This window comes from Amycolatopsis sp. NPDC023774 (assembly GCF_040639695.1).
In the GTDB taxonomy this organism is placed as follows: domain Bacteria; phylum Actinomycetota; class Actinomycetes; order Mycobacteriales; family Pseudonocardiaceae; genus Amycolatopsis.
Genome location: NZ_JBFAAJ010000002.1, coordinates 367,318 through 386,771, shown reverse-complemented (window position 1 = coordinate 386,771; position 19,454 = coordinate 367,318). Strand labels below are relative to the sequence as shown.

At 72.0% G+C, this 19,454-nt stretch carries 25 protein-coding genes; 10 read left to right on the top strand and 15 right to left on the bottom strand.

What is annotated here, in order from left to right:
• Positions 1 to 21 precede the first annotated feature (21 nt).
• Positions 22 to 1,218: a helix-turn-helix domain-containing protein gene (locus AB0F91_RS07860; protein ID WP_360595754.1), complete on the top strand. Its 1,197-nt coding sequence runs from the start codon at positions 22 to 24 to the stop codon at positions 1,216 to 1,218.
• Between the two features lie 154 nt (positions 1,219 to 1,372).
• On the opposite strand, the gene AB0F91_RS07855 is transcribed toward AB0F91_RS07860, so the two are convergent.
• Complete coding sequence (locus AB0F91_RS07855) at positions 1,373 to 2,134, bottom strand: SDR family NAD(P)-dependent oxidoreductase (protein ID WP_360595752.1); 762 nt, start codon at positions 2,132 to 2,134, stop codon at positions 1,373 to 1,375.
• Positions 2,134 to 2,787 carry a VC0807 family protein gene (locus AB0F91_RS07850; protein WP_360595750.1) on the bottom strand — a complete coding sequence of 218 codons (654 nt, stop codon included), beginning with the start codon at positions 2,785 to 2,787 and terminating at the stop codon, positions 2,134 to 2,136. Before AB0F91_RS07850 ends, AB0F91_RS07855 begins: the two co-directional genes overlap by 1 nt.
• 117 nt (positions 2,788 to 2,904) lie before the next feature.
• Between AB0F91_RS07850 and AB0F91_RS07845 the strand changes: the two genes are divergently transcribed.
• Together AB0F91_RS07845 and AB0F91_RS07840 are read left to right on the top strand one after the other, a co-directional pair.
• On the top strand, positions 2,905 to 3,873 hold the full coding sequence (locus AB0F91_RS07845; RefSeq protein WP_360595749.1) for a DMT family transporter: 969 nt from the start codon (positions 2,905 to 2,907) through the stop codon (positions 3,871 to 3,873).
• A 10-nt stretch (positions 3,874 to 3,883) separates the two neighbouring features.
• On the top strand, positions 3,884 to 6,436 hold the full coding sequence (locus AB0F91_RS07840) for a WS/DGAT domain-containing protein (protein ID WP_360595748.1): 2,553 nt from the start codon (positions 3,884 to 3,886) through the stop codon (positions 6,434 to 6,436).
• On the opposite strand, the gene AB0F91_RS07835 is transcribed toward AB0F91_RS07840, so the two are convergent.
• From AB0F91_RS07835 to AB0F91_RS07820, 4 genes are all read right to left on the bottom strand, one after another.
• A complete protein-coding gene (locus AB0F91_RS07835) occupies positions 6,339 to 7,103 on the bottom strand; it encodes a DUF427 domain-containing protein (protein WP_360595746.1) in 765 nt (254 codons plus the stop codon). The genes AB0F91_RS07840 and AB0F91_RS07835 overlap by 98 nt on opposite strands.
• A 115-nt stretch (positions 7,104 to 7,218) precedes the next feature.
• A complete protein-coding gene (msrA, locus tag AB0F91_RS07830) occupies positions 7,219 to 7,725 on the bottom strand; it encodes a peptide-methionine (S)-S-oxide reductase MsrA (RefSeq protein ID WP_360595744.1) in 507 nt (168 codons plus the stop codon).
• Between the two features lie 9 nt (positions 7,726 to 7,734).
• The gene (msrB, locus tag AB0F91_RS07825) at positions 7,735 to 8,208 is read right to left on the bottom strand and encodes a peptide-methionine (R)-S-oxide reductase MsrB (RefSeq protein ID WP_360595743.1); all 474 of its coding nucleotides are present in this window, start codon (positions 8,206 to 8,208) and stop codon (positions 7,735 to 7,737) included.
• Between the two features lie 270 nt (positions 8,209 to 8,478).
• Positions 8,479 to 9,225 (bottom strand): LysR family transcriptional regulator, encoded by a 747-nt coding sequence (locus AB0F91_RS07820; protein ID WP_360595742.1) that lies wholly within the window; start codon positions 9,223 to 9,225, stop codon positions 8,479 to 8,481.
• A 109-nt stretch (positions 9,226 to 9,334) separates the two neighbouring features.
• Between AB0F91_RS07820 and AB0F91_RS07815 the strand changes: the two genes are divergently transcribed.
• Together AB0F91_RS07815 and AB0F91_RS07810 are read left to right on the top strand one after the other, a co-directional pair.
• Positions 9,335 to 10,222: an MFS transporter gene (locus AB0F91_RS07815; protein ID WP_360595741.1), complete on the top strand. Its 888-nt coding sequence runs from the start codon at positions 9,335 to 9,337 to the stop codon at positions 10,220 to 10,222.
• Positions 10,223 to 10,227: 5 nt separating this feature from the next.
• Positions 10,228 to 10,572, top strand: coding sequence for a hypothetical protein (locus AB0F91_RS07810; RefSeq protein WP_360595739.1), 345 nt, complete (start codon positions 10,228 to 10,230; stop codon positions 10,570 to 10,572).
• On the opposite strand, the gene AB0F91_RS07805 is transcribed toward AB0F91_RS07810, so the two are convergent.
• The 6 genes from AB0F91_RS07805 to AB0F91_RS07780 all read right to left on the bottom strand — a co-directional run bounded on the left by AB0F91_RS07805 (position 10,544) and on the right by AB0F91_RS07780 (position 13,634).
• Entirely contained in the window at positions 10,544 to 10,963 is a 420-nt protein-coding gene (locus AB0F91_RS07805; protein WP_360595737.1) for an ATP-binding protein, read from the bottom strand. The genes AB0F91_RS07810 and AB0F91_RS07805 overlap by 29 nt on opposite strands.
• Positions 10,960 to 12,066, bottom strand: a complete 1,107-nt coding sequence (locus tag AB0F91_RS07800) for a PP2C family protein-serine/threonine phosphatase (RefSeq protein WP_360595736.1) — start codon at positions 12,064 to 12,066, stop codon at positions 10,960 to 10,962. Before AB0F91_RS07800 ends, AB0F91_RS07805 begins: the two co-directional genes overlap by 4 nt.
• A complete protein-coding gene (locus AB0F91_RS07795; RefSeq protein WP_360595734.1) occupies positions 12,063 to 12,260 on the bottom strand; it encodes an STAS domain-containing protein in 198 nt (65 codons plus the stop codon). Before AB0F91_RS07795 ends, AB0F91_RS07800 begins: the two co-directional genes overlap by 4 nt.
• Before the next feature lie 285 nt (positions 12,261 to 12,545).
• Entirely contained in the window at positions 12,546 to 13,001 is a 456-nt protein-coding gene (locus AB0F91_RS07790; RefSeq protein ID WP_360595732.1) for a hypothetical protein, read from the bottom strand.
• Positions 13,002 to 13,222: 221 nt separating this feature from the next.
• A complete protein-coding gene (locus AB0F91_RS07785; RefSeq protein ID WP_360595731.1) occupies positions 13,223 to 13,405 on the bottom strand; it encodes a CsbD family protein in 183 nt (60 codons plus the stop codon).
• Positions 13,406 to 13,478: 73 nt separating this feature from the next.
• Positions 13,479 to 13,634 (bottom strand): hypothetical protein, encoded by a 156-nt coding sequence (locus AB0F91_RS07780; protein ID WP_326834498.1) that lies wholly within the window; start codon positions 13,632 to 13,634, stop codon positions 13,479 to 13,481.
• A gap of 311 nt (positions 13,635 to 13,945) precedes the next feature.
• Here AB0F91_RS07780 and AB0F91_RS07775 point away from each other — a divergent pair, with 311 nt between their 5' ends.
• A complete protein-coding gene (locus AB0F91_RS07775) occupies positions 13,946 to 14,788 on the top strand; it encodes an aminotransferase class I/II-fold pyridoxal phosphate-dependent enzyme (RefSeq protein ID WP_360595729.1) in 843 nt (280 codons plus the stop codon).
• A 29-nt stretch (positions 14,789 to 14,817) separates the two neighbouring features.
• Positions 14,818 to 15,306, top strand: a complete 489-nt coding sequence (locus AB0F91_RS07770; RefSeq protein ID WP_360595727.1) for an aminotransferase class I/II-fold pyridoxal phosphate-dependent enzyme — start codon at positions 14,818 to 14,820, stop codon at positions 15,304 to 15,306.
• 4 nt (positions 15,307 to 15,310) lie between these two features.
• Here the strand turns inward: AB0F91_RS07770 and AB0F91_RS07765 are convergent, their stop codons facing one another.
• The gene (locus AB0F91_RS07765; RefSeq protein WP_360595725.1) at positions 15,311 to 15,598 is read right to left on the bottom strand and encodes an antibiotic biosynthesis monooxygenase; all 288 of its coding nucleotides are present in this window, start codon (positions 15,596 to 15,598) and stop codon (positions 15,311 to 15,313) included.
• Positions 15,599 to 15,703: 105 nt separating this feature from the next.
• Between AB0F91_RS07765 and AB0F91_RS07760 the strand changes: the two genes are divergently transcribed.
• Positions 15,704 to 15,922: a hypothetical protein gene (locus AB0F91_RS07760; RefSeq protein WP_360595723.1), complete on the top strand. Its 219-nt coding sequence runs from the start codon at positions 15,704 to 15,706 to the stop codon at positions 15,920 to 15,922.
• A gap of 198 nt (positions 15,923 to 16,120) precedes the next feature.
• Positions 16,121 to 16,618: a hypothetical protein gene (locus AB0F91_RS07755; RefSeq protein WP_360595721.1), complete on the top strand. Its 498-nt coding sequence runs from the start codon at positions 16,121 to 16,123 to the stop codon at positions 16,616 to 16,618.
• Positions 16,619 to 16,678: 60 nt separating this feature from the next.
• On the opposite strand, the gene AB0F91_RS07750 is transcribed toward AB0F91_RS07755, so the two are convergent.
• Entirely contained in the window at positions 16,679 to 17,335 is a 657-nt protein-coding gene (locus AB0F91_RS07750) for a DUF2071 domain-containing protein (RefSeq protein WP_360595719.1), read from the bottom strand.
• 154 nt (positions 17,336 to 17,489) lie between these two features.
• Here AB0F91_RS07750 and rpmG point away from each other — a divergent pair, with 154 nt between their 5' ends.
• The gene (gene rpmG, locus AB0F91_RS07745) at positions 17,490 to 17,654 is read left to right on the top strand and encodes a 50S ribosomal protein L33 (protein ID WP_220239238.1); all 165 of its coding nucleotides are present in this window, start codon (positions 17,490 to 17,492) and stop codon (positions 17,652 to 17,654) included.
• A 76-nt stretch (positions 17,655 to 17,730) separates the two neighbouring features.
• On the opposite strand, the gene AB0F91_RS07740 is transcribed toward rpmG, so the two are convergent.
• Positions 17,731 to 19,239: a sialidase family protein gene (locus AB0F91_RS07740; protein ID WP_360595718.1), complete on the bottom strand. Its 1,509-nt coding sequence runs from the start codon at positions 19,237 to 19,239 to the stop codon at positions 17,731 to 17,733.
• Positions 19,240 to 19,454 lie beyond the last annotated feature (215 nt).

The following is a 19,454-nucleotide window of genomic DNA, read 5'->3' as shown; positions in this document are numbered from 1 at the left end:
ACGGAAGGACAAGCTGCGGACATGGGATCAGACCAGGTGACCCGTCTGGGTGAGCTGGAGACCGTCGTGACCAGGCGACTCCCGGCCATTCTGAACGAGGTTCGTGATCAGCTCGTCGAGCAGCACCCCGATTACGCTGCGTTCCTGACCGAAGAGCTGGCGGAGATCGTGACGGCCAGCGCCGGGTTCGTGCGCCGGCTCATCAACCTCGCCGAAGAACCGGATGCGGACCTGCCCGAGCTCGGCTCGGGCGTCGAGCAAGTGGTGTTCGAGGAGATCGGGCGGACGCAGTACCGCCAGGGCCGGCGCGTGACGAGCCTGCTCTCGGCCTACCGCGTGGGCGCGCGGGTCGCGTGGCGCCACGTGTCGGAGGCCGCGCTCGACCTCGAGGTGCCCGCGGAGCTGTTCGCGTCGCTCGCCACCACGGTGTTCGCGCTGGTGGACCAGCTGTCGGAGTCTTCACTCAAGGGCTACCTGCAGGAGCAGTCCGACGCCGTGCGCATGCGCGAGCGGCTGCGCGACGAGCTGACCGAACTGCTGCTCTCCGACCGCGCGGACGGCGCGGCGGTACAGGCCGCGGCGGTGCGGGCGGAGTGGCGGCTGCCGCGTTCGGCCGCGGTGGTGCTGGTCGAGGACGAGAACCGGCTGGGCCGCGAGCTTGTGGCGCGGCTCGACGACACCTGCCTGCGGCTGCGCCGGCCAGGCCAGCTCGTGACGATCGTGCCGGACCCGGGCGGACCGGGCCGGCGCGCGTGGCTGGCCCGGGCGCTGCGCGGCGGCGGCGCCGTGGTCGGCGCGACCGTACCGGTCGACCGGCTGCCCGCGAGCCTGCGCATAGCCGAGGTGACGGCCCGGCTGCGCCGCGACCGCCTCCTGTCCGACGACCCCGTGTTCGCCGACGAGCACCTCGACGCGATCATCGTGCACCGCGACGACCGGCTGCTGGAGGTCCTGCGCAAGCGGTCGCTGGCCCCGCTGGACGACCTCAACGACTCCTCGCGCGAGCGCCTGCAGACCACGCTCCGCTCGTGGCTGCTGCACCTCGGCGACCGCAAGGCCGTGGCCGAGGACCTGCACATCCACCCGCAGACGGTGTCCTACCGACTCAGCCGCCTGCACGAGCTGTTCGGGCCCGCGCTCGACGACCCGGAGGCGCGGGCGACGTTGCTCCTGGCCCTGGCCTGGGGTCCCCCGGGAGGCCGGCCCGATCCGGAATGACGTGCCCCATGCCACACGGCGCGCCCGGAACAAGGGTTGCCCCCAGAATGGTTAGCAGGGCTAAGTTTGTTGCTGACGATGCCGGACTACGGAGACGCTTGGTCACATGACTCGGTGCGAGAGAGATGCCGTGCTCGCTCAGCGCGGGCAGCGGTCAGCTTTCGGCGCCGAACCGCGTCGCGAGCGCGCGGTACGCGCCGGGCACTGCGCCACGCAGCGCGACCGGCACGCGCAGCCAGCGGGGCACGTAGTAGTCGCCCGGCCGGCGCGTCGCGCGCACGACCGCGGCGGCCACACGCTGCGCGGACACCGGCCGTGGCGTCGTGCGGGTATAGGGCCGGCCGCGCCGCTCGAAGAACGCGGTGCGCACCACGCCGGGGACGACCACGCCGACCTCCACACCAGTGCCGTGCAGCTCGAAGCGGAGGCTGTCGGCGAACGCGTCGAGGCCGGACTTGGTGGCCGCGTACACGGCTTCGCCCGCCACGCCGGTGCGCCCGGCGATCGACGTCACGAACACGATCCGGCCGTGGCCCCGCGCCAGCATGCCGGGCAGCAACGCGCGGGTGAGCTCGAGCGGCGCCGTGAGGTTCACCGTGACCAGCCGCGTGAGAAGCTCGGGGGAGAGCTCGGGAAGGGGACCGGCCCAGCCGAGGCCCGCGTTGTTCACGAGCGTGTCGACGCCGCCGGTGACGGCCAGCGCGCGCTCGGCGAGCTTTCCGGCTGCTTCGGGGTCCATGAGGTCGGCTTCCAGGGCGGTGCCGCCGGTTTCCGCGGCGAGCGCGGCCAGGCGGTCGCGGTCGCGCCCGTGCAGCAGGACGTGGGTGCCGGCGGCGGCGAGCAGCCGCGCGGTTGCCTCGCCGATTCCCGAGGAAGCGCCGGTGACGAGCGCCGTGCCACCGCGGGGAGCGGGCATCAGACGGCGGTGAGCGCGGGCTTGCGCGACGCCATTCGCAGCACGATGCCCTCCGAGCGCAATGAGCGCCGGAACCACAGCAGCGAGCCGACGATCGCCAGCGCGACCAGGCTGTACGAGCCCGCGGTGCTGACCATGAGGAAGTTGCCGACGGTCGCCTTCGCGAGCATCACCAGCGTCACGGAACCGTTCACGGCGAACACCAGCGCCCACAGCACCGACACGCGCTGGAAGAAGCGCCGCATGCCGGGGTGGCCCGACAGCGTGTCCGGGAACGAGCAGAAGTCACCGGCCAGCCGTGCGAGCAACGGTTTGTTGAACGGCGCGGACACGAGGAACAGGCTGGCGATAACGAAGTTCTGTAGGGTCGGCTGCAGGAAATACAGGAACGCACTGCCGGTGGCCAGGCCCAATGCGGTCCTGGCGATCAGCAGCGCAGAGGTCAGCCACAGGACCGCGGCGACGGGCTTGCGCATCACCAGACGCGTCACGATGACGACGACCGACCAGCACAGCGCGGCGATGACCCCGCTGTCGAAGCTGACCAGAGTCAGGAGGAGGTAGAAGAGGCCGGCAGGCACGAGCGTGGACTCCAGCAGATGCCGACCCCCGCCCACGACCAGGTTGCGGAACGAGGGGAGGTCGATCGTCATGTGGTGTCGCATGCGGTTCAAGTACCTCCGGTGCGGGGTAGACCATCCCCCTCACGGCCCACGAATTTTTCAACAGCATAGGCACGGCGGATGGGAATGGTGTGAGGTGAGTATTCCATGAGTGTCACGGGGGTGTCGCTTTTCGTGGCCGTCCCCGCCGCAGTGCTGGGCGCGGCGTGCATGGGGATCGCCAGCGCCGCCCAGGCAAAGGCGGCCAAAGAGGTCGAGCCGACGAACCCGCTTGATCTCACGTTGTTCAGGCGCCTCGTCGGGCGACCATTGTGGCTCATCGGCATCGTGGCGACCGTACTGGGGCTCGTCCTGCAGCTCGCCGCGCTCGCGTTCGGCCCGTTGCTGCTGGTCCAGCCGCTGCTCATCACGTCGCTGATCTTCGCCGGGTTCGTGTTCGCGCGGCTCGAGCGACGAGGCCCCGACCGGGTGATGAGCGCCGGCTCGGCGTTGTGTGTGGCCGGGCTCGCGGTGTTCCTGCTGATCGCGCGTCCCAGCGGCAACCGCGACGTGCTCGTCACCGGGATCTCGCTGCTCCCGCTCGGTATCGCCCTGGCCGCGGTGACCATCGCGGGTCTCACGCTCGCCGCGCTGAGCCACTCGGGCTCCGGGCGCGTGCTCGGGCTCGCCGTGGCCACGGGCGTGCTTTACGGACTGACCGCCGGCCTGATGAAGGTCGTCGCCGGGCAGTTCCGTCAGGGCCTGGACGAACCGTTCAAGCACTGGACGCTCTACATCGTCTGCGTGGTGGGCCCGCTCGGGTTCCTGCTCAGCCAGAACACCTTCCAGCAGGGCCGCTACCTCACGCCGGCGCTGGCCGTGATCACGGCGCTCGACCCGCTCGTCGGTGTCGCGATCGGGCTGTCCTGGATGGGGGAGACCGCCAACGGCACGCCGTGGGGGCTCGCGGGGGAGGCGTTCGCCGGTGCCGTGATCGTGGTCGGGATCGCGATGCTCTCGACGCGCGCGGCGCACCTGGACGTGGCCGCGATCGAGGAAGAACACGAACACGCCGAGGCCGAGCCCGCCGGGTCGGACCCCGACGACGGGTACGGTCTGGCCGGATCCACCTGTTAGGAAACAGCTGGTGACCGCCGCTCGCGGCACCTCTGGCGAAGGGGGCGCGTTGGAGCGCGTGCTGATCGTCTCCGCGAACATGGGTGAAGGGCACAACGCCACCGGGCGGGCGCTGGAGGGCGCCGTGCGGGAGCGCTGGCCTGGCGCCGAGGTGAAGTGGCTCGACGCGCTCGACCAGTTGGGGCCGGGGTTCGGGGGCCTGTTCCGCCGCATCTACGTGGCCAACGTCGAGACCACCCCGTGGCTGTACGAGTTCTTCTACGGCGCCATCTGGCGCTTCGCGTGGTTCGCCGCGGCCTCGAAGCGCTTCACCGCCTCCTGGTGCGGACGGCGGCTCGCGAAACCGGTGGCGGACTTCGCGCCGGACCTCGTCCTGTCCACCTATCCGATGGGCACCGCCGGGCTGGCGTGGCTGCGCCGGCGGGGGAAGCTGAAGGCACCGATCGGCGCGTGGGTGTCGGACTTCGCGCCGCACCCGTTCTGGGTCTACGGCTCGGCCGACCTCACGATGGTGATGCACGAAGTCGCCGTGGACCTGGCGCGCCGCTGCGCGCCCTCGGCCGTGGTGGGTGTGTCGGCGCCGCCGGTGCGCGCCGAGTTCCGGCCCGGAGACCGCGCGGGCGCGCGGCAGCGGCTGGGATTGCCGCCGGAAGCGTTCGTGGCGCTGGTTTCGTGCGGCTCGCTCGGGTTCGGCGACGTCGAGGGCACGGTACGGGAGCTGCTCGCGGCCGGGCCCGAGGTGGCGCCCGTGGTGATCTGCGGCCGCAATGAAGCCCTGCAACGCCGGCTCGAACGGCTCGACGAACCGCGCCTGCGGGTCGTCGGCTGGACCGACCGGATGGCCGGCTACACGATCGCCTCGGACGTCGTGGTGACCAACGCCGGCGGCGCGACCGGGCTGGAAGCCCTGGCGTGCGGGCGGCCCGTGCTCATGCACCGGCCGATCGCCGCCCACGGCAAGGCCAACGCCCGGCTGATGGCCGATGCCGGTCTGGCGCTCGTGACAGAGAAGGACGGTGAGCTCACCGGCTCCGTTCGCACGTTGCTCGCCGAACCGGAGCGGCTCAAGGCGATGGCGGAGGCGGCCACCCGGCACTGCGATTCGGCCACGTCGCTCACGGCGGCACTCGAGTCGCTCGTGGACTCGCCGCTCAACCCGGCGCCGCAGCGGCTGCGGCCCGAAGACGCGTTGTTCCTCCACGTCGCGACCCCGCAGGTGCCGCAGCAGGTCGGCGCGGTGCTGATGCTCGACCCGAAGGCCGACGGCTCCCGCCCCTCGCACGCGGACGCCGTTCATCTGCTCTCCGCGACGCCCGGCCTGCGCGCACGGCTGCTGCCGGGCGGCGGCCTGTGGCGGGCGAAGTGGCAGGAGGATGCCGCGCGCACGGCCGACGGCATTCTCGGCGACGTCGAGCTGCCTGCGGGCAGCGAGCTCGAATCCTCGCTCACCGCGCAGATGGACGACTTCTTCTCCGAGCCAGTCTCCCCGGAGCACCCGGTGCGCGCGCGGCTCGTGACGGGCATCGAGGGGGAGCAGGGCGCGTTGCTCATCGCCCTGCACCACGCGGCGAGCGACGGCATCGCGGTGATCGGCGCCCTCGTCGGCCAGGCCCGCGGCAAACCGCCGCTGGACCCGCCGCCGGCACCGGTGCGCCGCAGCCGGCTGCGTGGGGCGGCCGACCGCGTCTCGGCCGCGGCGCGGAGACGCCCTGGGCGCAGGAAGGAAGCCGAAGAGCTGGCCCGCGGCATCTGGGCGCTCGCGCGGGCGGGCACGGCGCCGCGGGTGCCGTGGGAGACGCGGATCTCGGGGCCGCGGCGGCATTACGCGCGTGCACACCTGTCTGCGCCGCAGGTGCGGGCGGCCGCGCGCAAGGTCGGCGTGCCGACCACGGACTTCGTGCTCGCGCTTGTCGCGGAGGCTGTGCACCAGGAGCTGGGCGCGGCCGCGCCGGAGCGGGTGCGGGTGCTGATCCCGATGTCCATTCGCGACACCGGGACGTTCCGCCAGCTGGGCAACCACACAGGGGCCGCGAGCGTCGACCTGCCGACCGGGGCGATGTCGCTGGCCGAACGCGTGCGCGCGACGCGGGAGCTGCTGGCCGAGCAGGTGACCCGGGGCGCGCCCCGCGCGGGCAACGCCGTGGTGCGGGTGATCGGGATCCTGCCGCCGTGGCTGCACCGGCGCGTGGCGCGGCTGGTCTACCGCGGCACCTGGTTCAGCATGATCGCCTCGGTGCTCCCGGGCGCGCGCTCGCCGGTGGTGCTCAACGGTTCCCTCGTGCGCACCGTTTATCCCGTGCTGTCGCTGGCGCCGGACGTGCCGGTGGCGGTGGGCGTGATGACGTGGGCCGACCGGTTCACCGTATGCGTGACAGTGCCCGCCGGTCACGCCGCGCGAGGTGACCGGCTGGCGGGCACCGTGATCTCGGCTTTCGCCCAGTTGCAGTCCGAAGTGGACTGGCCTGTCAGGAGAAGTGCGTCGTCGGCCGGGGGATCTCCTGGCCGTCGACGAAGAGGTCGACCTTCTCGTTGTAGAAGCAGATCAGGTTGGCGATGGCGCTGAGCGAGCGCGTGGGGAAGTCGTAGGACCAGGCCAGGTCCTGGTGCAGCACGTCGCCGACGCGCACGGACCAGTAGCCGGTGGTGGTGCCCTTGTACGGGCACTCGGTGACGGTGCCGGTGGGCACGAGGTGGGAGAAGTCCACCTCGGTGCGGTTGAGGTAGTACCGCGTCGGCAGGCCGGTCTCGAACAGCAGCACCGGGGACGACGACTCCGCGAGCGTCCGGCCTTCCAGCGCGACGCGCACGTGCCGGGTGGAGCGGAGGGCGTCGACGCGCGCGTACGGGTTGCGCGGATGGACGAACACCTGCTCGTCCTCTTCGAACCACGCGTCGAGGGCGGCCCACTCGAACCGGACGTGGTCCGCGAGCCCGGAATCGGCGTCCTCACCGTAGAGGCGCGCGGCGGCGGTCTTCACCTCGTCGCCCGCCTTGAGGGTCTGGCGGCGCGCGGTGCCGCGCTTGAGGCGCTGCGGGTGGTTCTCGTCCACGAGCACGCCGGGTGTCACGTCGGCGACCGGGATGTAGTACTGCGGGTAGTACGGCCACTCCCACACGTACAACGCGCGGGTGGTGTCGAGCACCGTCTCGCCGCCGAGCACGGCGCGGACCCGCCGGGGCACGGGCTCGACGTGGTCGATCGGGGTGATCGCGTCCGGGTAGTCGCGCATCGGGATCTCCTCGGTTCGGCCGGGCCGTTTCCGGTGTGCCGGGCCCCGGCTGCGCTGAAAAAAAGGGCGCGGAAAAACGCGCGGCGCGCGGACGTGGGTCCGCGCGCCGTCGTGGTCAGGCCGTCGCCCGCTTGGGCAGCTTCCACCCGGGGCGGGGGAAGTGGCAGGTGTAGCCGTTCGGGTACTTCTGGAGGTAGTCCTGGTGCTCGGGCTCGGCTTCCCAGAAGTCGCCGGCCGGGGTGACCTCGGTGACGACCTTGCCGGGCCAGAGGCCGGAGGCCTCGACGTCGGCGATGGTGTCTTCGGCGACCTTCTTCTGCTCGTCGTTGGTGTAGAAGATCGCGGAGCGGTAGCTCAGGCCGATGTCGTTGCCCTGGCGGTTCTTCGTGGTCGGGTCGTGGACCTGGAAGAAGAACTCGAGCAGGTTCCGGAAGTCCGTCTGCGAGGGGTCGTAGAGGACCTCGATGGCCTCGGCGTGGGTGCCGTGGTTGCGGTAGGTGGCGTTGGGTGTGTCGCCGCCGCTGTAGCCGACGCGGGTCGACACGACGCCGGGCTGGTGGCGGAACAGCTCCTCCATGCCCCAGAAACATCCGCCGGCGAGGATTGCCTTTTCGGTCGTCACGTCGTCTCCTTACTTGTCGGTGTTGGCGGTGTCGTCGGTGAAGAGGGCACGGAACTCTCCATACCCCTCTTTCTCCAGGTCGTCGAGGTGGATGAACTTCAACGACGCGGAGTTGATGCAGTAGCGCAGGCCGCCCCGGTCGACCGGGCCGTCGTCGAAGACGTGGCCGAGGTGGCTGTCACCGTGCAGCGAACGGACCTCCGCCCGGATCATGCCGTGGCTGAAGTCGTTGCGCTCGACGACGCCTGCCTTCTGGATCGGCTTGGTGAAGCTCGGCCAACCGGAGTGGCTGTCGTACTTGTCCACGGAGGCGAACAGCGGCTCCCCGGACACGATGTCCACGTAGATGCCGGGCTCGTGGTTGTCCCAGTATTCGTTCGCGAACGCCCGCTCGGTCCCGTCCTGCTGGGTCACGCGGTACTGCTCCGGGGTCAGCTGGGACAGGGCTTCCGGGTTCTTGTTGTACTGGGTCTGCTGGGACACAGCTCTCCCTTCGCGGCCTCTCGGCTCGGGCTGGGGAACCAGGTGAAACGCACCTGGACGTGCAGTTATAAGGACACCGTACGGGCACTTTCTATTCCCTCGGACGGCCGATTGTGCCCCCGTCCGACTTCTGTAAGAAATCAGTCTCCGCCAGCAGGTCGAGCAGGGTCCGCAGAGCCCGTCCGGGGGCCTTTTCACCGTGGCTCACGACCGAGAGGGGCCATGTGAGCCCGGCGTCGTCGAGCGGCACCACGGCGGTGCCGGGAACGGTCAGCGGCACAAGGTCGGGGACCACGGTGACGCCAGCCCGGCGGCGACGTACAGGGGCATCACGCGGAGATCGGCGACCTCCACCGGGACCCGGCGCCCGACGCCGAGCGACTCGCAGGCCCGATCGATGGCGATCCGGTTGCCGAAGCCGCGCGGCGCGTCCACGAACCGCTCGCCGGTCAGGTCCCGCAATGAGATCGACGTGCGGCCGGCGAGCGGGTGCGCGGCCGGGAGCACGGCGAGGTAGGGGACCGTCACAATCGTGCGCACGGTCAGGCCCGGCAGCTCGCTCTCGGGCAAGCCGAGCAGCGCTACGTCGAGCCGGCCGTGCCGCACGTCCTCGGCCAGGCCGGTCGAGCCCGTCACCGACACTGTGAGGTGCAGGTCGACCAGCGGGTGCCGGTCGTGGAACGCGCCGAGCAGCGCGGGCAGGTCGAAGGCGCCGACGCTGGTGAGCGTGCCCACCCGCAGGTTCCCGCGCACGCCGGCCGAGGCTTCCTGCACCACCTCGCGGGCGCGCTCCACGGCGTCGAGCGCGGCCTTCGCCTCCGGCAGGAACAACGCGCCCGCGGCCGACAGCGCAACCCGTCGGGTGGAACGGTCGAACAACGTCGTGCCCAGCTCGGTCTCCAGCATGCGGATCGTGGCGGACACCGTGGACTGGACGGCGAACAACCGCTGGGCCGCTCGCGTGAAGCTGAGCTCCTCGGCCACGGCCACGAAGTACTCGAGCTGACGGGTCTCCACGGCCTGAATTATCGCATCGAGCGATAACTGTCGCCAAGACTTTTCGTTGGACGGAATGAGTTGCCGGGGGGATGGTCGAAGGCACAAGGATCTTCCGGGGAAGGCAGCCATGCTCCACACCGTTTCGCCCGTCATCACCCGCCCGAAGCTCACCCACGACTGGGGCTTCCGCGTGATCGCCCTCGCGTTCGCCGCGTCGCTCGCGTTTTCGACCGTGCCGACGCCGCTGTACGCGATTTATCAGCACCAGGACGGGTTCCCGACGTTCGTTGTCCCCCTCGTCTTCGTCGCCTACGCCGTGGGCGTGCTGGCGAGCCTCTACCTCGCCGGCCACGTCAGCGACTGGCTGGGCCGGCGTCGCGTGATCGTCGTCGCCACACTCGCCGAAGCCTTGTCGGCCGCGCTGTTCCTGTCGTCACCGGAGGTGCCGGTGCTGCTGCTGGCCCGGCTGGTCAGCGGCGCCGGGATCGGCGCGCTCACCGCCGCGGCCACCGCGCACCTCTCGGAGCTGCGCGCCGTCGCGCGGCCCGGTGAACACGTCGGCCGCGCCGGGCTGATCGCAAGCGTGGTGAACCTCGGCGGGCTCGGCCTCGGCCCGCTCGTCGGCGGGTTCTTCGCCCAGTACGCGACGAGCCCGCTCACCACACCGTTCGCCGTGTTCCTGGCGGTGTTGCTCGCGGCCGCGATCGCCGTGGCGCTGGTGCCCGAGACCGTCGAGCCGTGGGACGAGCCGCCCGCGTACCGGCCGCAGCGGCTTTCGCTGCCGGCCGACGCGAAGCCGACGTTCTTCGGCGCGGCCATCGCGGTGTTCGCCTCGTTCGCGATCACGGGCCTGTTCGCGGCCCTGGCGCCGACGCTGCTGGCCCAGGGCCTGCACCGAAGCAGCCACCTGCTCGCCGGGATCGCCGCGGCGTCCCTGCTGGTCGCCGCGGCGCTCGGACAGATCGTTTTCGCGCGGCTCACGTCGCGCGCCAGCTGCGGCTCGGCTTCACGCTGATGGCCGTGGGACTCGTGGTTTTGCCGGTCGCGGCCCTGCTGCCTTCGCTGTGGCTGTTCTTCGCCGGCAGCCTGCTCGCCGGCACGGGCATGGGGCTCGGCTTCCGCGCGTCGGTGACCACGGTGGCCACGCTGGCCGGTCCGCGCTCGCGCGGCCAGGTGCTCGCGGCGCTGTTCCTCGCGGCCTACGCGGGCCTCGTCGTGCCGGTGCTCGCCGTCGGGCTGGCCCTGGTGTGGGTGTCGAGCCCGATGGCGCTGCTGGGCTTCTCCGTGGGCGAGCTCCTGCTGCTCGCGTGGTCGGCGAACCGCATCCTGCGGTCCGCTACCCGGCCGGTTCGAGCCGCCAGCTGAGCGTCACCGTGGTGCCATCCGGGCGCTGCAGGCACTCGCTTCCGTGCGCGAGGCCCTGCATCAACGGCAGGCCGCGGCCGCGCAGGCCGTTGGTCGGGCGGGGCGGCAGCCAGCGGCCGTAGTCGGTGACGACCACGGTGACGGTGCCGCCCACGCAGGTCGCGAGGACGTCGAGCACGCCGGGTTCCCGGCCCTCGTAGGCGTGTTCGGCGGAGTTGGCCATGGCCTCGTAGCTCGCCATCACCACGTCCTCCTGCTGCGTGGTGCTCATGCCGAGCCCCCCGACCCAGCCGGCGAGGGCGCGGCGCAGGCCGATCAACGGCTCCGGCGCGGCCGTGACGCGGCGGCGGAACTCGGGCGTGGTGCGATCCTCGGTCGCGCGCCCGGTCACGCCGCACCTCCGTCGCGGCGGCGCACGTGGATCAGGGCGATGTCGTCGTCGTGGCTGCCGCCGGTGAGGTCGTGGATCAGGCGGTCCCACGCGGTTCCCGCGTCGGGTCCGGCGCGCAGGCCGCCGAGCGCGGCGAGTAGCCCGCCGATGCCGAGGGTGAGGTCTCGCGTGCGGCTCTCGACGGGGCCGTCGGTGTAGAGCAAGAGGTCGGTCTCCGGCGGGAAAGCCACCTTTTCCTGCGGGAACTCGGCGCCGACGCCGAGCGGCTGGGCGAGCGCCTCGCCGATCTGCTCGGGCGTGCCGTCCGCGTGGACGAGCACAGCGGGCAGGTGCCCGGCGTTCGCGTACGTCAGCGAGTGGTCCGCGGGCTCGTGCACTGCGTAGAAACAGGTCACGAAGCTCGGCTCGGCGAACCGGCTGGTGAGCTGCGAGACGTTGCGCAGCACCTTCGAGGGTGGCAGTTCCAGCAGCGCGTACGAGCGGATCGCGGTGCGGACCTGGCCCATCACGGTGGCCGCGGTGACGCCGTGGCCGACCACGTCGCCGATCACGAACGCGGTGGCGCCGGAGCCCAGGCGGAGCACGTCGAACCAGTCGCCGCCCACCTTGCTGCCGGTCGCGGCGGGCAGGTACCGCGTGACGAGGTCGAGGCCGGGGATTCGCGGCGCGGCCGGCACCATGCTGCGGGAGAGCTCCGCGGCGAGGGTGCGCTCGCGTTCGAGCTGCGCGGTGAGCCGGCGGCCGATGGAGTGCAGGGCGTCGACGACGCCGGCCTCGGCGCGCAGCCGGCTGACGGTGCCGGTGAGCTCGGCCGTCGCGGCGTCGACCCCGGCCGCGGTCGGCGCGAGGCGAGCGCCTTCGGGATCGTCGGTGTGCAGCAGCACCGTGGCGTCCTCGTCGGCGACGACCACGGCGCCGGTCACGCGTTGAGACGGGACGAGCTCGGCCACGGTCGCGGCGTCGGGGACCACGACCCGGCCGCGGCCCCGGAAGTCCGCGGCGTCGAGCCGGCGGACCCGCACGGCCACGGGCCGGCCTTCGGCGTCGACGAACGCCTTGCGCACGGCCTCGGCCACGGGCCCGAGGCCGTCGGCCGCGGTCATGCGCCCTCCAGTGCGGCGGGCAGGGACAGGAACACAGCGAGCTCGTCCGTCAGCCGGGTCAGCTGCAGCGGCCGCAGCGTGAGCCGGCTGCTCGCGACCACGCGCACGTCGGCGGGTTCGGCCTGCCGGTGGGCCCACACGAGCACCGCCATCCCCGCCGACGCCAGGAAATCGACGGCGCTGAGGTCGATCACGAGCACCGGCGCCCCGGCGCGCGCGGCGCGGTCGACGAGCCGGCGCGGCTTTGGGGGCGAGCGCGAGGTCGAGGGCGCCGCTCACGGCCAGCACCGTGGCGGCGTCGCCCTCGCTCAGCGCGACGGCGCCGCCCGTGGTTTCCACCCGGCCCGCGTCGTCGGCGGGGGCACCGGACTCAACCATGCGCAAATAATGCCAAGCCCGCGTCCGTCGCGCCCGGCCGTACCCCGTTCGGTGCAATGCCGGGCCTTCTCGGGCCGCTGACCGGTTCGGTGACCGAATGATCAGGCGTCGTTCAACGCCCGGGCGAAGGCGGTGTGCACGCGCAGGTACTGGCGCAGCGGAAGGGCTTCGCCGGGCGTGGCGGAGGCCAGCCGGCGGGTGGCCCACGTGTTCCACGTGAGGTGCGCTTGGGCGATCGACAGCCGTGCGGCCGCGGCTACCTCGGTGGGGCTTTCACCGGCGAGGACGGCTTCGTGCATGAGAACGGGGCTGCTGCGCCGAACCCAGTCCTGCAGTGAAGCCATGGCCGCGAGGCGGTGCAGCTGCGAGCCCGCTTCCCGGGTGCCGGAGGTCGGGGCCGGAGCGGTCGTGTGCACGCCGGTGAGTTCTGGCGCGGTGGCCCCCGGCGCGCCGGGGGCCGGGGCGGGTGCGGCCGGGGCCGCACGCGGGAATTCGGGGCGTCCGGCGAGTTTCGCGGATGCCGTTTCGGTGATCTCGGGGGTGAGTGAGGTCGTCATGGCGATTCTCCCAGGTTGGGCGGTCAGCCACACCGCGATCGTGGCCGCGCCGGTCGGGACAGGCGGCGTCCCACGGCTACCCTCTCATCCTTTGGTCCAATCCTCGGTTCGGTGAGACCGTGATCTCACTCGTTCGGGCGCGATTCCCGTTGGGGCGCCTGACATCCCGGGACGCGCGAGCGCCGCCGGGCGATACCCGGCGGCGCTCGTTCACCCGCGTGTCAGTCCTTGTTCTTCAGCCCGTCGACGGCGTCCTTGACTTTCTCGCCGGCTTGCTTGAGGGCGCCCTTGGCCTGATCCGCTTTGCCTTCGGCTTGCCACTGCTCGTTTCCGGTGGCGTTTCCGAGTGCTTCTTTGGCGCGGCCCTTCAATTCATCGGCCTTGTTCTGCATTTTGTCGCTCACGACCGCTCCCTTCGCACCGGCCGGGGGTTACCCGTTTTCCGCCGGTTCAAACCAGTGGCTCGGTACCAGTGGCTCAGTACCAGTGCGCGCGGCCACCGACCTTGCGGCCGGTTCCGCCCAGGATGGCCAGGACCGCACCGATGACCAGCAGGACGATGCCGATCGTCCACAGGATCGAGATGCCGGTGATGAAACCGACGACGAGCAGGATGACTCCGAGCACGATCATGGATTCTCCAGCTGTTTCGTAATGGGGACCGATGGATTCTGAGTACCCGGCCGGTCGGTCCCGCAAACACTTTCGTGTCCGGTCCGGTGTGGACGTACCAGTGGTCTGATCCGAGGGCTGAAACGTCGGAACCGGTTCCGGGAAGTTCATTCGGTCACCGAAGGAATGTGCGCACAGGTGGGCGAAGCTGCGGTTTTGTACCGCCTTTGCCAGGCCCGACCAGGATGTGAAACCGCTTTGCGACCGGATGCGGGCGGCCTAGCTTTCGATCCCGGCAGATCGATTTCTCACCGAATGAGGGGGGCCGGTGCGTGGCCTCGGGTGAACTCGCGACGACCGCGCCGGTCGGGCTCGGCTGGCTCGCCGTGCGCATCGGCGAACGCACGGCGCGCGGCATCGCGGGCGCCGTGTCGGGCCTGATCCGTGACGGCGAGGTGCAGCCCGGCACGCGGCTGCCGACCGTGCGTGCGCTCGCGGCCGAGCTGTCGGTGAGTCCCACGACGATCGCGGAGGCGTGGGCGCAGCTGCGCTCGGCCGGGCTGATCGGCACCGGCCGCCGGCGCGGCACGACCGTGCTGGCGCCGCCCGCCGGGCTCCCGCCCGCGCGGATGTTCCCGGGCTGGCAGTCGGTGGACGTGGAGCACGGCTCACCCGATCCCGCGCTGCTGCCGCCGCTGGAGGACGCCGTGGCCGCCGGGGTGCGGTCGGAACGGCCCGCGGTGAAGGAACCGATCAGCTCCCGGCTGCGGGCCGCGGTGAAGCCGGAGTGGCCATTCGCGGCGGAAGCCTGGACGGTCGCCGCCGGTGGCCAGGAAGGCGTGGCGCTCGCGTGCCGGGCGGTGGCGCGGCCCGGCGACGTGGTCGCGGTCGAGGAACCGACGGCGCACTGGTTGCTGCGGCACTTGCGCGCGGCACGCATCCACGCGGTTCCGGTTGGCTGCGACGAAACCGGCCCGCGTGCCGACGCGCTGGAGGCGGCGCTGGCGCACCGGCCCGTCGCCTTCGTCTACCAGCCACGCGCCCAGAACCCGCCGGGCCACACCGTGTCCGCCGCGCGTGTCGCCGAGCTCGCCGCCGTGCTCACGCGCACCGACACGGCCGTGATCGAGGCCGACGACTTCGGCCCGCTCGCCGCCTCGGCGGGGCGAGCCTGAGCACGCACCTGCCCGGACAGGTGCTGCTGGTGCGGTCGTACTGCACCGCGTTCGGCACCGAGTTGCGCAGCTGCGTGCTCGGCGGCTCGGCCGCTCTGGTGGAGCGGGTGCGCGCACAGCGGGCGTTCGGCACGGCGTGGTCCAGCCGGGTGCTCCAGGACGCGCAGGCGTTCCTGCTCACCGACCCCACGACGGAAGCGCTGGTCCATCGGGCGCGCCGGCGCTACGCGGGACGACGGACGGTGCTCTCGGAGGCCCTGCGCGGCCACGGGCTCGACCCGACCGCGGGCGACGGGCTCACGCTGTGGGTGCCAGTGTCGGAGGAGACCCGCACCTTGGTCACGCTGGCCGCGCACGGCGTCTCCGTCGGCGCCGGCAGCCGGTGTTTCACCGGCCGTTCCGGCGCGCCGCACATCCGCGTCGCCGTCGGCCAGCTCCCCGACGACCCGGCCCCGGTCGCCGACCTGGCCGGGATGATCGCGCGGGCGGCCGACGTCCGGTCCCGCCGCAGCGCCTGAGCCGTCAGACGGCCTCGAAGTGCTCGACCCGCGGCGGCGCGGCGAGGTAGGGCCTGAGCAACGCGCCGTACGCGGCGTAGCGGTCGGTGCCCCGGAAATGCTCCAGGCGGTGCTGCTTCGACTCCCATTCGACGACGCCGACGAAGCGGTCCGGGCTCTCCTCGCTGCGCATCATCCGCGCACTGCGGCAGCCGGGCGTGGTCGCGAGCAGCTCGTGGGCTTTCGCGTACGCGGCGGCGAATGCGTCCCCGGCGTCCGGTTTCACGTCGACGATCGCGATTTCGGTGATCATCCCTGTCGTTCTACTCCGGACTCGGGAACACCGCGCGGTCCGCGAGCGCCGTCAGCGCCGCTCCACCCACGGGAACGACATCGGCGTGGGGGGCGCGCCTTCGTCGTGCGGCCCGGCCTGATCACCGGCCCCGGCGACGGCAGCGACCGCTTCGGCTACTGGCCCGGCCGCTTCGCCCGCGGCGGCCGAGTGCTCGTGCTCGCCTCCGACCGGCTCGCGCAGTACATCGACGTACGCGACCTCGCGGCCTGGATCGTCACCGCGTCCGAGACGGGGCTGGGCGGCACGTTCGACGGGATCGGCCCCGCGGTGGGGCTGACGTAGGACAGACACACTTCCCTTTCCGGTGCCTCCTCCGCACTTCTGTAGAAGATGTGGGCCCGCGCGAAAAGGGTCGTTCGTACCACGGCTTCATGGTCGACCGGGCAATGGCGACACGGACATGACGAATCTCGCTCACCATGTCAAGTGACGTTCACGAGACGGACGCCACCACGGCCGGGTGGTGATCCTGTTGGCCACGTGGCAACCGGCGCTAGCATCGGCTACCCCGCGGAGCACGGCGGACGGACCGCCGAGCCGAGCGGTCTCGGTGCCGGTGTCCGCGCACCTCTGGGGTCGGTGATGGGACTGTTCGCGACGGTGGCCGCAGGTCTGCCGCTGGCAGGCGGGCCGCTCGCGGCCGCGCTGCTCGTGCTGCGCCGCCGCCCTGCCGTGCGCACAGCGCGCGCCGTCCGCACGCAGGCGCGGCTCGCGGAGGAGCTGCTCGCCGTCGCCGAGGTCCTGCCGCGCGTGCGGCCGGTGCCCGTGCCGCGCACCGCGGCGAACCGGGCCGCCGGCGAACCCGCGCCGGCCGTCGAACCCGCGCCGGCCGTCGGACCCGGGCCGGCCGTCGGACCCGGGCCGGCCGTCGGCTCGTGCCGGCCGTGTCGCGCGGCCGCCGTGCCCCAGCCCCGGCGGCCACCGGCCCCGGTCGAACCCGAACCCGCGGCACCGGCCTGCGCCGCCTGCACCCGCTAGCACCTCACGCCACGAACGGGGCCCCGAACCGCGCCGGCACGCCCGGCGAATACAGCACGCTCACCGGTTCGCCCGCCACCGCGACCCCGCCCAGCTCCACCAGGTTGTCGCCAGCTCCAGCAGCGACGCCCGGTGCAGCGGCCACTCGGGGTGGTCGTTGGGCACGTACAACGTCCGCCCATGCCACGGCACGTGCAGCCCCCACCGCGCGGTCAGGAACGTCGCCAGCTCCGACGCCCGCTCGATCCGCGCACCGACCCGCACCACCAGCCGGCTCGCGCCGGGCCCGGACCGGCGCCGGCACTCGTAGGCGAGCACGTCGCCGTCGCGGCGAAGGCTCATCGACGACCACCGGTAGGGCAGCGAGAACGCGAGCCGTCCCACCAGCGCGGGCATGAGCCGGGCGGCGTCGAGCGAGCGGAACACGACACCCCGGCGCCCGGCGGCGTCCACGGAGTACAGCCGGACGTTCGTCTCGCAGAAGCTCCCGAAGTATGGCACCGCGGACGCGCCCAGCGGCCGCACCCGATCCATTCGGAACGACACGAGCCCGACGTACGTCACGCCGCCGGCCGTGTCCGGCCGCGTGCCCTCGGGCAGCAGCGGCGCGACGGTCGCCGGGTCCACCGGCCAGCGCGCGAACACGAGGTCACGCCACCACTGCGCGAGCACGCCGCGCGCCACCAGCCGGGGCGACACGACGGTGATCGGCTCCACGAACCCCACCGTACCCGTCCGAAGTGGACGGACGCCCGACGGCGTGACCCCGGCCACTGCGCCCCGGGACTTTTCCGTGGCCTCCCACTGTTACATCTGCTGCGGAAGCCGGACGAACCCGGTGACCGCCACGAGCAGGAAGGGGTGAGAACCGATGGCGAAGAGCGTTTTGCGCCCGGTGATCAAGCTGCGTTCCACCGCTGGCACGGGCTACACGTATGTGGTGACCAAGAACCGCCGCAACGACCCGGACCGGATGGTCCTGCGCAAGTACGACCCGGTCGTCCGCGAGCACGTGGACTTCCGCGAAGAGCGCTGACACCGAGCAACGACCAGGGCTGAGGGTGGTCACCACGACCACCCTCAGCCCTTTTTCCCGGCCACGGTCCGGGAAGTCAGCCGCAGTGCCCCAGCGGCGCGTCGAATTTCACGGTGCCGGCGGAGCCGCCCCACGTCACGCACTTGCCGGCCGCCGAAGCCGTGACCGGCCCGGCGAACCAGGAGTACGACCCGGAGTCCGTCTGCTTCGTGCCGCCCTGCACCTGCAGGTACGCGGTGGTCTGCGACGGCGTGCCCGCGCCGGAGTTCTTCATCGTGCTCACGCAGTTCTTGCCGGTGGCCGCGTTGTAGGACAGGTACACCGTGCCCGCGGTGCCGAGCGAGCCCTGGTCGATCACGCCGTAGCCCGAGCCGCACGCCGGCGCGCCCAGGTCCGCGTCGGTGAACTTCGCCCAGCGGATCGCCGCGCTGGAGTCGCCCTGCGGACCGCCCTCGAACAGCACGCCGGCCGCGCCGGTGCCGAGCGAGACGAGGTCCGAATACGCCGCGTCCTGGCTCCAAACCAGGAACCCGTCGGTGTCACCTTGCCAGCTGCCGCCCTCGTCGAAGGACGAGCGGATGCGCAGCGCGTGCCGGTGGTCGCACACCGACGGGCCTGCGAAGATCAGCCGCGTGTACGCGCCGCCGGTGTCCGTCGTGCTCATCGCGAGTGTGGAGCCCTGCACGTCGGGTGTCTTCGTGAGGCCCGGCTCGGTCACGAACTTCTGGCCGAACGTCTGCCCGCCGTCGGAGCTGATCGCGTACGCCCGCTCGACGGTGGAACACATCGTGCCGGCGTTGTTGCGCGCCGAGGCGTAGATCTTGCCGTCGGGCAGCTCGGTGAGGTTGATCTCCTGCGGGTTGAGCGCGGCGTTGTTCGTGCTCGCGTCGTGGGCGCCGAGGTGCCAGGTCGATCCGCGGTCGTCGCTGTAGACGATCGCGCCGGTGTCGGGCGCCGAGCTGTTGACCTGGTAGCTCATGCCGGCGACCAGACGGCCCTTGTGGGCCCCGCGCGTGAGCACCGAAGCGTGCGCCGGACCGGTCGCGAGCCAGCCCGGCGCCTCCGCGAAGCCGAGCTGCGTGGTGAGCACCTGCGGCGCGGCCCACGTGGAGCCGTTGTCCTTGCTGACGCTCACGCGCGGAACGCGGCCGCACGCGGCGTGGGGGGCGACGCACTGCATCACCGAGAGCAGCACCACGCGGCCGTCGGGCTCGTCCGCGGTCGGCGGCACGACGACGGGCGTGGGGTTGCCCTTCACGTCGCCGAAGCCCTGGATCACGATCTGCGGCGGGCCCCACGTGGAGCTGCCCTTGGCCTGGCGCTTCACGACCAGGTCGATGTCGCCGGTGTCGGCGCAGCTGTTCTTGCGCCCTTCGGCGAAGGCGAGCAGGTCACCGTTGTTGGCCTTGACGATGGCGGGAATGCGGAAGCACGAGTAGCCGGCTGTCCCGGCCTGGTACACCACCGTGCTGGCCGCGTCGGCCGACGCGGCGGAAGTCGCGCCCGGCACCACGGCCGCCGCGGCGAACGCCGTCGCCCCGGCCAGCGCCGTGAGCAGTCCTCGCGCGACACGTCTCAGATTCACTGGAGGTCTCCGTCCTGGGGGCCGTCCCTCGCGATCGGGGCGGCTGCCGAAAGTGCTCCCAGGCTCCGGCGCGGTCGTACACGCGGCGTACAACCGCACGCACAATCGCTTTTGTACCAAGGAGAACTGGTTTCCCGGCAGTGACCTGACCGCGATCATCCCACGTCCTACCTACGGGACCGGTGTCCTGTCCGCAGGGCGCTCTCGCGGACCCG

Coding starts and splice junctions, on each gene's coding strand:
- AB0F91_RS07765 (WP_360595725.1), bottom strand. CDS start 15,598: ATGATCACCGAAATCGCGATCGTCGACGTGAAACCGGACGCCGGGGAC.
- AB0F91_RS07815 (WP_360595741.1), top strand. CDS start 9,335: ATGCTCCACACCGTTTCGCCCGTCATCACCCGCCCGAAGCTCACCCAC.
- AB0F91_RS07845 (WP_360595749.1), top strand. CDS start 2,905: ATGAGTGTCACGGGGGTGTCGCTTTTCGTGGCCGTCCCCGCCGCAGTG.
- AB0F91_RS07800 (WP_360595736.1), bottom strand. CDS start 12,066: ATGACCGCGGCCGACGGCCTCGGGCCCGTGGCCGAGGCCGTGCGCAAG.
- AB0F91_RS07790 (WP_360595732.1), bottom strand. CDS start 13,001: ATGACGACCTCACTCACCCCCGAGATCACCGAAACGGCATCCGCGAAA.
- AB0F91_RS07850 (WP_360595750.1), bottom strand. CDS start 2,787: ATGACGATCGACCTCCCCTCGTTCCGCAACCTGGTCGTGGGCGGGGGT.
- rpmG (WP_220239238.1), top strand. CDS start 17,490: ATGGCGAAGAGCGTTTTGCGCCCGGTGATCAAGCTGCGTTCCACCGCT.
- AB0F91_RS07855 (WP_360595752.1), bottom strand. CDS start 2,134: ATGCCCGCTCCCCGCGGTGGCACGGCGCTCGTCACCGGCGCTTCCTCG.
- AB0F91_RS07780 (WP_326834498.1), bottom strand. CDS start 13,634: ATGATCGTGCTCGGAGTCATCCTGCTCGTCGTCGGTTTCATCACCGGC.
- AB0F91_RS07860 (WP_360595754.1), top strand. CDS start 22: ATGGGATCAGACCAGGTGACCCGTCTGGGTGAGCTGGAGACCGTCGTG.
- AB0F91_RS07835 (WP_360595746.1), bottom strand. CDS start 7,103: ATGCGCGACTACCCGGACGCGATCACCCCGATCGACCACGTCGAGCCC.